Annotated in this window: 9 protein-coding genes; 3 read left to right on the top strand and 6 right to left on the bottom strand. The window is 38.5% G+C overall.

Features of this window, described 5'->3' with window-relative positions:
- The first annotated feature begins 183 nt into the window (after positions 1–183).
- Entirely contained in the window at positions 184–1,566 is a 1,383-nt protein-coding gene (locus PSR12_RS02020; protein WP_257521056.1) for a dipeptidase, read from the top strand.
- Between the two features lie 56 nt (positions 1,567–1,622).
- Here PSR12_RS02020 and PSR12_RS02015 read toward each other — a convergent pair whose 3' ends face one another.
- Together PSR12_RS02015 and PSR12_RS02010 are read right to left on the bottom strand one after the other, a co-directional pair.
- Complete coding sequence (locus PSR12_RS02015) at positions 1,623–2,195, bottom strand: nitroreductase family protein (RefSeq protein ID WP_221679095.1); 573 nt, start codon at positions 2,193–2,195, stop codon at positions 1,623–1,625.
- 97 nt (positions 2,196–2,292) lie between these two features.
- Positions 2,293–2,787, bottom strand: a complete 495-nt coding sequence (locus tag PSR12_RS02010; protein ID WP_004229655.1) for an amidase domain-containing protein — start codon at positions 2,785–2,787, stop codon at positions 2,293–2,295.
- A 183-nt stretch (positions 2,788–2,970) separates the two neighbouring features.
- On the opposite strand from PSR12_RS02010, the gene PSR12_RS02005 reads away from it, so the two are divergent.
- Entirely contained in the window at positions 2,971–3,993 is a 1,023-nt protein-coding gene (locus PSR12_RS02005; protein ID WP_004229659.1) for a DUF2804 domain-containing protein, read from the top strand.
- Between the two features lie 91 nt (positions 3,994–4,084).
- Here PSR12_RS02005 and PSR12_RS02000 read toward each other — a convergent pair whose 3' ends face one another.
- Entirely contained in the window at positions 4,085–4,801 is a 717-nt protein-coding gene (locus tag PSR12_RS02000) for a glycerophosphodiester phosphodiesterase (protein WP_257521055.1), read from the bottom strand.
- Positions 4,802–4,956: 155 nt separating this feature from the next.
- Here PSR12_RS02000 and helD point away from each other — a divergent pair, with 155 nt between their 5' ends.
- Positions 4,957–7,185, top strand: a complete 2,229-nt coding sequence (helD, locus tag PSR12_RS01995) for an RNA polymerase recycling motor HelD (RefSeq protein ID WP_274771356.1) — start codon at positions 4,957–4,959, stop codon at positions 7,183–7,185.
- Positions 7,186–7,450: 265 nt separating this feature from the next.
- Here helD and PSR12_RS01990 read toward each other — a convergent pair whose 3' ends face one another.
- The 3 genes from PSR12_RS01990 to PSR12_RS01980 all read right to left on the bottom strand — a co-directional run bounded on the left by PSR12_RS01990 (position 7,451) and on the right by PSR12_RS01980 (position 12,226).
- A complete protein-coding gene (locus tag PSR12_RS01990) occupies positions 7,451–8,320 on the bottom strand; it encodes a GNAT family N-acetyltransferase (RefSeq protein ID WP_274771354.1) in 870 nt (289 codons plus the stop codon).
- 350 nt (positions 8,321–8,670) lie between these two features.
- On the bottom strand, positions 8,671–10,503 hold the full coding sequence (locus tag PSR12_RS01985) for an ABC transporter ATP-binding protein (protein WP_274771352.1): 1,833 nt from the start codon (positions 10,501–10,503) through the stop codon (positions 8,671–8,673).
- A gap of 1 nt (position 10,504) precedes the next feature.
- A complete protein-coding gene (locus tag PSR12_RS01980; RefSeq protein ID WP_221679091.1) occupies positions 10,505–12,226 on the bottom strand; it encodes an ABC transporter ATP-binding protein in 1,722 nt (573 codons plus the stop codon).
- Positions 12,227–12,229 lie beyond the last annotated feature (3 nt).

Genomic DNA, 12,229 nt, shown 5'->3' with positions numbered 1-12,229 from the left:
TCTGAACACTTCACTGAAAAAATTTATAACCCACTCAAGTAATACTCAACCACAATTGCTATTTAGCACTTGTGGTTTATTTTGTAGGTGCTATGTGTAATCTTTCAAGACAATTTAAGTTTCCTAAAAGCAAATTATGCTATACTATTTCTATTATCGAAATATTAGAAAGAAGGATGCTAAATGACTAATTTACAGCAAATTGATGCTTACTTTGCAGAACATCGTGAGGCACATTTAAATGAACTGAATGAATTTTTACGTATTCCAAGTATCAGTTCTTTATCCGAGCATAAAGAGGATATTCAACATGCAGCTGAGTGGCTAGCCAGTGCGTTTGAAAAACTAAATCTTGAAAATATCTCCATTACACAAACAGCTGGGCACCCTGTTGTTTATGCAGACTGGCTACATGCTGAAGGTAAACCAACTATTTTATTTTATGGTCATTATGATGTTCAACCTGTTGATCCATTAAATTTATGGGACAGTGAGCCTTTCAATCCTACAATTCGAGACAATAAATTATTTGCTCGTGGTGCAAGTGATGATAAAGGACAAGTCTTTATGCACTTAAAAATGATTGAGGCATTGTTTGCTACAACAGGGACATTACCAGTTAATGTTAAATTCATTTATGAAGGTGAAGAAGAAATTGGTAGTCCACATCTACCTGCCTATGTTGAGCAAAATAAAGAAAAACTAGCCGCCGATTTAATTTTAATTTCCGATACAGGTCTTTATGGTCCTGGGAAGCCTGCGGTATGCTATGGTTTACGAGGCTTAACGGGCATTCAAATTGATGTGCGTGGAGCTAAGGGAGATTTACACTCCGGTCTTTATGGTGGTGGCGTACAAAATGCTATTCATGCATTAGCTGAAATTTTAGCATCCTTCCGTGATGAGCATGGTACGATTCAAGTTGAAGGTTTCTACGACAAAGTGTTGCCATTAACAGAAGAGGAACGTGAGGCTTATCTTGCGCTTGGCTTCGATGAAGAATCTGTTAAACAGGAAGTTGGCGTAAAAGAATTATTCGGTGAACAAGGATATTCTTATTTAGAACGTACTTGGGCACGCCCAACCCTAGAGGTTAACGGTGTATTTGGTGGTTTCTCAGGTGAAGGCATCAAAACAGTACTACCCGCTGAAGCTGGCGCTAAAATCACATGCCGCCTTGTACCAAATCAAGAGCCAGATGAAATTGTAGCACTTTTAAAAGCACATGTTGAAAAGCACAAACCTGCTGGTGTGGAAATCAGCATTTCTGAATTCGATAAAGGCCGTCCATTCCTAACGCCTTTCGATCATCCATTTATCCAGGCTGCTGGACGCTCTTATGAAAAAGTGTATAATGTACCAACAGCATACACACGAGGCGGTGGATCCATCCCTATCGTCGCTGCGTTTGATGAAATTTTAGAATTACCTGTAGTGTTAATGGGCTTCGGTCTATCAAGTGAAAACTTCCATGCCCCAAATGAACACTTCCATTTAGAAAACTTTGATAAAGGCTTACGTGTTCTGAGTGATTATTTATATGAGGTTTCAGAATTACAAAAATAAATATCGATTAATAAAAAAATCCCCTCACTTTTAAAGTGAAGGGATTTTTTGTTTGATTACTCACCAAAAATTGTAACGATATCAGCTGCTTGTTTGCGTTCTTTGCCTTTTGGCACCTCATCAAAATAACCAACTTGTAGCATAGCAATGACACGCTCACCTGGCTGTACCTTTAAAGCTTCACGGAATTTTGGGTTATCTAGGAAGCCTGGTGTTTTCCAGCAAGAGCCTATGCCCCTATCCCATGCCAGTAACTGCATGTTTTGAATAAATGTACTTGCCGCTGCATAATCTTCTAAACGTTCTTTTTGACGCGCATCCTCTGGAACGATAACAAAGGCATAGCCACCTGGTAATGTAAATTTCAACATCTGCTTCGCTAAATCTTCGCTTGAAAGCTCCTGCCATTTAGGAATTGTTAAGTCCCGTAATAGCTGATGAAGGCTTGTTAATTCCTTTCCACAGGCAATAACTAATCGCCACGGCTCGCGATTACCATGGTTGGGAGCCCATACTGCATCGTCAATAATAGCCATTAAATCCTCACGTTCTACTGGCTGGCCATTAAACTTTTTAATGGAACGGCGTTGAATAATTGCATCTCTAACAGATAAAATTTGTTCGCTCATATATCAATTCTCCTTCTACCATAAGACAACATATTAGAGTTTATCTCTTCTATCTTTCACATTATCATATATTTGTATGCTTTAAAACTACCTGTTCCTAAGCAAAACTGTCATCTATATGATAGAAAAAGTAGGTCATGCTTGGTGTATAGGCGGTGGAATCCTCGTAAAAATAAGGTCTATTAATACTATCTGAGGTATGGGCATTCACATAAGGAATACCATTTTGAATACTTGTAACAATAACGGAGTGGTCAATTCTCCCATTCCCTTGAAAATCATAAAAAATGACATCTCCAAGCTCTAGTTCCTCTGCATATTGAACACGTCTTCCCTTCAATCCAGTTGTAGATCCTTCTAAATACCATCGTAATGAATGGGCAACAGACCAGCTAAAGCTCCAATTCCCTTGCTGAATCCACCAGCCTTTCTCTCTACTTGGTGCACCTCGCATCGGTGCCCCCCCTGCAAGTAAACACTGAGATATATAGTTTGTGCAATCTACATCAAAATTTGGAAAAGCAGGATTGCGTCTGTTCCACCACAAATTAGCATATTGAACTGCAGCCTGCCTATTATACATTTTTGCCATACCATAACCTCCTCATGCCATCATATGTCTATTTAAGCATTTCTATTAGTTAGGTCCTTCCTCATAATTCTTATTGAAATCCATTATATTCAGCATGTTCCTTTCCAATTTCAAGAACATTTTTGCTACAATAGGGTTTAAAGATATGTCAATTTTATTTTATGACCAGAAGGGATGTTGAATGTGAGGCAGCATGCTGAGAAAGAGATTTTACAGCCAACTCTTTTATGCGACAAAAAAGGTAATTTAAATCCAGCAGCCATCGGATTTGCACGCAAACCACTTATTAATAGCAATTTAAGCGGCCATCTCATGCGCAAAAAGAAATGGAACTATTGGTGTGTCTACGGTGATGAAATCTTGTTTTCAGCTACGATTAGTCATCTAGATTACGCAGCAGTCTGCTTCGTTTATTTCCTTGAATATGAAACACAGCGCTATTTTGAAAAAACGATCACAATCCCCTTCGGTGGTAAACTAAAAATGCCTACACAGGTTTTAGAATCTGTTTCATTTAAAAATAGTGAAATGATGATTGATTTATTATATATACAAAATGAAACACATCTATCTGTTTCCATACCAAACTTTGACGGAGATGTTTTACGAGCAAAGCTTATCATTCAGCACCCACCAGCTGACGAAACCCTAAATGTAGTCATTCCTTGGAATCGGAAAACATTTCAGTTCACAGGCAAGCATCACATATTGCCAACATCAGGTGTTGTCACAATTGGTACTCGACGGTTTAATTTCTCAGCTGAGGAGAATTTTGCTGTGTTGGATTATGGACGAGGTGTATGGCCACGTGAAGCATTATGGAATTGGGGAATGGCCTCTCAACGAGTACGCGGACGACGGATCGGGCTTAATTTAGGAGGTAAATGGACAGATGGCACAGGCATGACTGAAAATGCTGTTTTTGTTGATGGTAAAATGACAAAAATACATGAGGATTTATTATTTCACTATGATTCCGAAGATTATATGCAGCGTTGGAAAGTAAAAACTAAATTTTCCAATCAGGTCTCCTTAACCTTTTCACCCTTTTTTGAGCGTATAGCCCAAACGAATGCCAAACTAGTTAAATCAGAGGTACATCAGCTATTTGGCTATTACGATGGTTCTATTTTACTCGACAATGGTGAAACACTGGTTATTCAACAAATGCTCGGATGTATTGAGGAGCATCGTGCAAAATGGTAAAAACCCTCTAGAAGACGTTGCTTTCCGTGGGTATTTTGAAAATGCAAATGATTCCACGGAAGCTTTTGTCTCTTAGCTGTCCACTTCTTCTCTAACTAAGGGCTCTTACTATTTTTTCTGGATCATCTGTAAATATCGCCTGTACACCGAGCTCTTGTAAACGTCGAGCATCACGTTGTTCATTGACTGTATACACACGGACAGTTGCGCCTTCAGCGAGAGCTAGTTTAACTGATTTACGAAAGGAAGTTGGCAAACTTACATGTAACGCCTTAGCGGGTATAAGAGCAATGTAAGTTGGGAAATCCACCAGCACCTCTGCAAACAATGCTGCACTTTCTATATAGGGCGCTATTTTTGATATTGTTTGCAATGATTCATGATTGAAAGATGAAATGATCACTCGCTCTGTCATTTGCTGTGCTGCTACTTCTTTGAGCACGAGCGCTTCTATTCCTTCATAGGCAATAATGTCTGTTTTCAGTTCAATGTTGATACGGTGATTGGTACCTGCAAATAACTCCAACACTTCCCCTAACGTAGGAATTACTTCATCTCCGAACTCCCGTGAAAACCACGAACCAAAATCAAATGTACGTAATTGCTGTAATGTAAAGTCTTTTACATAGCCTGAGCCATTGGAGGTACGATCAATGGTCTCATCATGAATCACCACTACCTCTTTATCTGCGGTTAAATGAACATCTAGCTCTATCCCTGCTATAGGGAGCTTTGATGCTGCTTGAAAGGCAGCCATCGTATTTTCTGGATAGTTTATCGAAACACCTCTATGTGCAAATATGTCCAAATTCAATAACCTCCTCTATTATTATCAAAGAAAAACCTTCCAGCCCCATGTAATAGTAGCACAATTAACTTTTTGCTTTCACTTGCTGGTAAATATTATATATAGTAGTATGATAATCTACTTTGAAATTGTAAGTACCTAGGAGGTGCTAAAAAATGACTGTACAACATCCAGATTTTCAGGCTGAAGTAGAGCGGTTAGCGTATACCCAGGGCTATATGCAACAAATATTAGACGAATCACAACGAGATTTAAAATCTGCTCAAGAAAATATCCGTAAATCTATGGCCGATCTTGATTACTTAGATTCGAGTTTAAGTTATTTAAATATCTTAACAAATGCCAGATTTTTTGAAATGGCACGTAATCAAAAAGAAGGTCTAGAGGCCGTTCGCAAGAAGCCCTATTTCGCTAGAATCCATTTCCAAAAAACCGGTGACCCAGAAGAATTCCTTTATATTGGGAAGACATCACTATTTCATCGTGAAACCCATGAGCCCATTATTGTTGATTGGCGCTCACCCGTAGCTAATGTTTATTATGATGGACGTCTTGGTGACATGGAGTATGATGTCCGTGGTGAAGTTCATAAGGGACATCTCTATGCTAAAAGGCAATACAAGATCGAAAATGGCGAATTACTCGATATAAGAGATATTGATCTAACAACAAATGATGAACTACTCCAAGAAGCATTGGCTGGAAAAGCTGATGTTCGTCTAACTGAAATTGTTTCAACAATTCAAAAGGAACAAAATGAAATTATTCGAGCACATCTTCGTCAACCAATTATTGTGCAAGGTGCTGCTGGCAGTGGAAAAACAACCATTGCTCTACACAGAATATCCTATTTCCTTTATACAATGGGTGAACATTTTAATCCTGAACAGCTCATGATTTTAGCACCGAATAAGCTATTTATTGATTATATAGGCGATGTTTTACCAGAGCTTGGCGTCGATAAAATATGCCAAACTACTTTTACAGACTACGTTCTTTCTGCCACAAAGTTAAAGCTTAAGCTTCAAAATCCAAATGAGCAATTAGAGTTACTCGTTGCTGGAGGTAGTCATCAGCCTACTGCCTGGATTGCTGAAATGAAAGGCTCACTTTACTATCGCGATGTCATCGAACGCTACGTACAAAAGCTGGAACAAAAGATCGCAGAGCAATTCGAAGATGTCTATATTGAAAAATACTGTATCATGCGTGCTTCCCACCTGAAGAAGCTGTTTTTATATGAATTTTCATATATGCCTATCGAAAAGCGACTTGAGCATATTAAAAAGGTCTTAGCAAGCCATGTACGTCAAAAAAAACAGGCTGTTTTAGCTACACTCCATAAAAAGTATGATGAGGCATTGGGTAAAGCCTTAAATGGAATTCGAGATGATGAAAAACGGCGACGTGTTGTCACAAAATTCATTGATGAGCGTGATGAACGAATTCCTGCCATTGAAAAAGAAACGAAGACAACGGCATCAGCTTATATGCGTCGCTTTCCAAAACATAATATTAAAACACTCTATCGTTCCCTTCTCACCGATGCAGAACTATTAGCAGAACTCGCCCCTGAATGGCATTACCTTGAACAGCAACAATTTTTGCAGGCACATCGTAAAGAACAATGGGCACTCGAAGATTTAGCTGCACTATACTATTTACAAGCACGTTTAAAAGGCATTGCAGATGAATGGAAGATGCGTGTTGTCTTTATCGATGAGGTCCAAGATTACAGTTTATTTCAGCTTGCTGCTTTAAAAGCAGGTCTTGATACAGATATGTTCACTATGGTCGGTGATTTAGCACAAGGTATCCATAGCTATCGCTCATTAACAGCCTGGGAGCCTGTCCAAAGCTTATTTCCCCGTGCAAGCTTCCGCACTTTGCAAAAAAGCTATCGAACAACAATTGAAATTATGGAAGTCGCGAATCAAATTCTAACACAAATGAATGAACAGCTACCTTTAGTAGAACCCGTTGTGCGTCACGGTAACGTACCAAGTTTTATTCAAGCGGAGCAATTCGATGCCTTCAAAATTAAAGAGATCTTTGAAGCCATTCGTCAAAATGGCCATCGATCCATTGCTTTAATTTGCAAAACTACTGCAGAAGCCATTACTATGCAACAGGCTTTAAAAGACAATAATATTGCTTCACAACTACTAACGGAAAATGAATCTATTAATCAAGAAATGTTACTTGTTGTTCCAAGTCACTTAGCTAAGGGACTTGAATTTGATGCCGTCATTGTAGCTGCCTATGATATACCATTTTACGATACACCAATTGACCGAAAGTTACTTTATGTAGCTCTTACACGAGCCATGCACGAGCTATACTTAATCGGACCATCCAAAAAAACATTTTTATTAGAAAATTAAAAAGTCGCTAAAAGGCGACTTTTTTCTTTGCATTATTAATTTCTTGGTGGTAACTTATAAAACTTTCCTTTGGATAAATAAGCTTTAACAACTTTCCACCATGAACTAGGGGCTTCCTTTGGAGGCGACTTCTTTTTTGGCAATGCTGGCATGCGCATGATCACGACTCCTTTCTTAAAGCTTATTAATATTATATGAAGATAGTAGGTGATTATGATAAAAAAGGGCGATGAGTTAATATTAAATACCACTCATCACCCTTTTTCTATTGTTTTACATAATAATCAATTTGCTGTGCTTTCATAAAGCCTGCTTTTTCATAGACAGAAAGTGCTTTTTTATTGTCTACTTCTACATCTAGCATGACAAACGCTGCACCAACCTTACTCGCATAATCCTTTGAAAAGGAAAGAAGGGCTGTCCCAATACCTTGTCCTTCACAATTTGGATGTACAGCAAGTGCTGTTACCCACTGGATTTCATTTTCCTTAGCTGTAGTCACTGTTCCAACAACTGCACCATCTCTGTAAGCAATCCAAAGCTCTCTTCCATTTGTTGATATATTAAAAGCAATAAGCTCTTCTGATTCTTCGGGTAGATCCCCAAAAGCCTCACAATAAATAGTAATCAGTTCAGCTTGCTCTCCGTTATAGGCTTGAATATTTATATCACCTCGCAATGTAACGGGCTCTGCTTTTGTTTCTAGAGTCGTTTCTGAAAAACTATAGGTAAACCCTTTGTTTTCAATAAATGTGTGCCCATAAGGGGAACCATCAATTACTACAGCTAATTGACCCTCTGCCCCTCTTTCTTTTAGCCCTACTTGTATACCCTCAACTAACGCAGTTCCAATACCCTTTTGTCGATATGCAGGTGTCACCACTAATGACCACTCATATGTATGAAGCCCCATTAAGTCGATAGCACTAGCAGCACCAACTAGTAAATCTTTATCATCCTCATACGCTAGTACCATAAAGCCTTTATTCTCGAAAGAGCTAGCCATTGGTACATTCATAATGGTTTCATATACTCGATAATCTTGAACTGTTGCTTCTTCACATAATAACTTTACTTCTTTCAATGTTTCTCCATCTAATGGAAAAGACACTGTCATCACTGAAATATTCATCATTTACTCCGTTCCTGTAACAGACTATTGCCCTATTGTAGCAAGAATGAAAATAAGCTGGCAACAAAATATATTAATACCCGCTATTAATCAGAATTTTACTTCAAATATTGGAAAAATAAAAGGATTTATACTATAAAAATTCAGTAAAATGACTGAAATTTACTAGAAATAATAGCTAAAAAATAATATACTAATTTTTCGAAAATAGAGATATTTATTCTGTTGCAACCTGTTACTTTTAAACTATATACCACTTCCTGATTTAATAAAAATTTTACTAACTATTCAAATTAATAATATTTTAATTCAATAAAAAAGAGCAACTTCAAATGAAATTACTCTTTTTCCATCTATTCCTCAAGATGGTGTGAGGATGAATGCAGCATTTGTGCATAAAGACCACCTGATTCGATTAGCTTTTGCTGAGGTCCAGCCTCCACTAATTCTCCTTTATGCATCACTAAGACCATATCAGCATTATGGATAGTATTTAAACGATGTGCAATCACAAAGCTGGTACGCCCTTGCATTAACGTATCGAGTGCCTCTTGTATGGCTAGTTCTGTCACAGTATCAATACTGCTTGTGGCTTCATCCAATAGTAAAATTTTCGGATCAGCAATAAGTGCCCTTGCTATAGAAAGTAATTGCTTTTGGCCTTGGGAAATCTCGCGTCCATCCGCAGCAAGAATAGTATCATACCCATCCTTTAGTTTCATAATGAAATCATGTGCATTAGCTCGCTTGGCCGCTTCCTCAATCTCTGCATCACTCGCATCAAGTCTACCATATCGGATATTCTCGCGAACAGAAGCCTCAAACAAAAATGGATCCTGTAAGACAAAAGCCATCTGTGAACGAAGGGATTGTCGATCAATTTGCTGTACATTTATACCATCAAATAATACCTCTCCCTTTGAGACGTCATAAAATCTTGCAATAAGTTGAAGGATTGTCGTTTTACCAGCCCCAGTTGCACCAACAAGGGCTACCGTTTGACCAGGTTCCACTTTAAAGTTTACATTTTTTAGTGTGTACCCTTCTTCTTCTAGTTCATATTTAAAGTACACCTTTTTAAACGTTACATGTCCCAATAGTTGATGCTTTTGTGCTGACACATTTTCTGCCTCTGGTTGTTCATCAAGCAAGGCAAATACACGTTCTGCACCAGCAATAGCTGACAGTACCGTATTAAACTGGTTTGCTAAATCATTTAAAGGACGTGTAAATTGTCGTGCATATTCAGTGAATATAACAATTACCCCTATCGATACATGTCCATATAACGCAAGGACTCCTCCTACACCTGCTACAATGGTAAAGCTCATATTATTTAAGAAGTTCATAACTTTAGGAATATAACCTGAGTATGTCTGTGCCCAAAAACCAGTTCTTTTTAAGCGCAAACTTTTTTCACGAAATTCTGTTTTCATTCGCTCCTCTTGTGAAAATGCCTTCACAATCCGCTGTCCTGAAATTGTTTCTTCTATCATCCCATTTAAAGCGCCAATAGCTGCCTGCTGTTCTTTAAACAGCGGTGCTGTACGACGTGTAATCCATCGCATCGCCCAAAACATCATTGGAATAATGATCATCGTCAGAACTGTCAGCAATGGGCTTAAACTGAGCATAATAATGACGGTTCCCCCAAGCGTAAGTACACTTGAAAATACCTGAATAAAGGAACTGTTCAATGTTGAGCTGACAGCTTCAATATCATTCGTCATTCTACTCATCAATTCGCCATGCTGACGACGATCAAAGAATGCCACTGGCAGTCTTTGAAAATGAGTGAATACACTTGTCCTTAATCTATAGATCGTTTGCTGGGCGATGCCAATCATCCAATAGTTTTGTAGGAAAAGTGAAACGGCTAATAACACATAAATACCAATTAATAAGCCAATCCCCTTACCTAAGCCTGAAAGCTTGCCATGCATAACATAGTGATCAATCATTTGACCGATTACATAAGGGCCAACTAAAGCTAGTATGGAGCTAATCATCACTAATAAGAGCACCACAATGAGCAGTGCACGTTGTTCGTCGACAATTTTCCATAACCGCAGCAATGTACTTTTCCAATCAGCTGCACGTGGCCCCTTCTTTTTCTTCACAGCCTGTTTCAGATCATCTTTTGTCAAAAGCGGTTCATAGCCAAAAGGTTTCTGGAAAAATCCCATTTTAATCCTCCACCTCCTGTTGAGAGATAGCTATTTTTTTATAAAGCGAGGAAGTCTCTAATAGCTCTTCATGTGTACCATAAGCAACTACTTTTCCAGCATCAATCAGTAGAATGCGATCCGCACCTTTAGCTGTACGTATTTTTTGCGTCACAACAAGCATCGTTGCTTTTTCGTCACTCAGTGCCTCCCACAAAGACTGTTCAGTTTTAACATCTAAAGCACTAGTGCTATCATCAAGCATTAAAATATGTCCTTTTCTCAAAAGAGCTCTAGCTATAGATAACCTCTGTTTTTGCCCCCCCGATAAATTAACACCTTTTTGCCCAACCTTTGTATCATAACCATTTGGAAAATCTTCAACAGATGCATGAATTTGCGCTTGCATTGTAGCCTGTAATACAGCATCCATTTTAGCCTGTGTATCTCCCCAACGCACATTATCTGCAATACTTCCTGTAAATAACAATGACTGCTGAGGGACATAGCCAATCACTTCCCGCAACTCTTGTAAATCCCAATGTTGAACATCCTGACCTTCCACAAGTATTCGGCCTTGCGTTACTTCATAGAACCGAGGAATGAGCTGTAATAATGTTGATTTCCCTGCACCAGTTGCCCCCATGATCGCTAGTTTCTCGCCAGACTTAACTTGAAAGCTTACATCTGACAGAACAGGAACATCTCCTCCTGGATAAGTAAAACTAACATGGTCAAAGGTTAATTCTCCATATTGTGTTGCATGATCTACTTCTTCTAAAAGGGACGTATCTTCAACCTCATTTTCAATGGAAAGGATTTCAGCCATACGTTCTGCAGATGCCTTCGCACGTGCATAGAAGATAATAATAAAAGCGAACATTGAAAATGAGCCTGTCATACGCATTGCATAATTCACAATAGCCACAATATCACCAAGTGGCGTTGTTCCTGTAGCAATTTGTTTTGTACCAAACCATAAAACTGCTAGCAGGCTCATATTCATAATGAACAAAAGAACAGGCATAATATATTCCATTATGCGTAAGGCCTTCACAGTATCAACCTTTAACCGTGATGCAACTTCATCAAAGCGTGTAGCTTCATATGCCCCTCTTAAGTAAGCCTTTACTAATCGTATCGCCTGTAAATTCTCCTGTAAAACTCTGTTTAAACGATCCACCCTCTTTTGTACACGCCCAAAATAAGTCACACCTTTTGCCACCATAAAAAGAAGAAAAATAAAAATGATGGGTGCACCTATAACTAAAAATAATGCTAATTTCGGATTTACGACAAAAGCCATAATAATGCTTCCTATCACAGCAAGTGGCGCTCGAAGCATTATACGCAAGCTCATAAACAGCACCGTTTGTACTTGTGTGACATCATTTGTTAATCGAGTAATAAGCGATGCAGTGGAGAATTTTTGATAGGTTGCTAGCGTAAAGGATTGAATCCTAGCAAACATGGCATTTCGAAGATCATACGAAAAGCTTTGAGCTGTATGGGAAGAAAAATAAGAATTGATAATGCCCGCCAGAAAGGCAACGAAAGATAGCCCAAGTAAAACAGCCCCCCATTGCAAAACCATTCCTTGATTTTGTGCCCTTACTCCCTCGTCGATTATTTTTGCCATAATGAGTGGCTGCACAAGCTCAACAAATAACTCTAAAAGCATTAAACATAAAGCAAAAATAGCTGTCCATTTATATGGCTTTACATAGGAAAAAACTTCTTTCATATT

Source organism: Lysinibacillus sp. G01H, from assembly GCF_028872195.1.
GTDB classification, from domain to species: domain Bacteria; phylum Bacillota; class Bacilli; order Bacillales_A; family Planococcaceae; genus Lysinibacillus; species Lysinibacillus capsici.
The sequence above is the reverse complement of the archived record's forward strand: the minus strand, read 5'-3'. Positions and strand labels throughout refer to the sequence as shown.

Excerpts from the sequence above, each read along its gene's own strand:
- PSR12_RS02010 (WP_004229655.1), bottom strand. The coding sequence starts at position 2,787 with ATGGCAAAAATGTATAATAGGCAGGCTGCAGTTCAATATGCTAATTTG.
- PSR12_RS01985 (WP_274771352.1), bottom strand. The coding sequence starts at position 10,503 with ATGGGATTTTTCCAGAAACCTTTTGGCTATGAACCGCTTTTGACAAAA.
- PSR12_RS02015 (WP_221679095.1), bottom strand. The coding sequence starts at position 2,195 with ATGAGCGAACAAATTTTATCTGTTAGAGATGCAATTATTCAACGCCGT.
- PSR12_RS01980 (WP_221679091.1), bottom strand. The coding sequence starts at position 12,226 with ATGAAAGAAGTTTTTTCCTATGTAAAGCCATATAAATGGACAGCTATT.
- PSR12_RS02020 (WP_257521056.1), top strand. The coding sequence starts at position 184 with ATGACTAATTTACAGCAAATTGATGCTTACTTTGCAGAACATCGTGAG.
- PSR12_RS01990 (WP_274771354.1), bottom strand. The coding sequence starts at position 8,320 with ATGATGAATATTTCAGTGATGACAGTGTCTTTTCCATTAGATGGAGAA.
- helD (WP_274771356.1), top strand. The coding sequence starts at position 4,957 with ATGACTGTACAACATCCAGATTTTCAGGCTGAAGTAGAGCGGTTAGCG.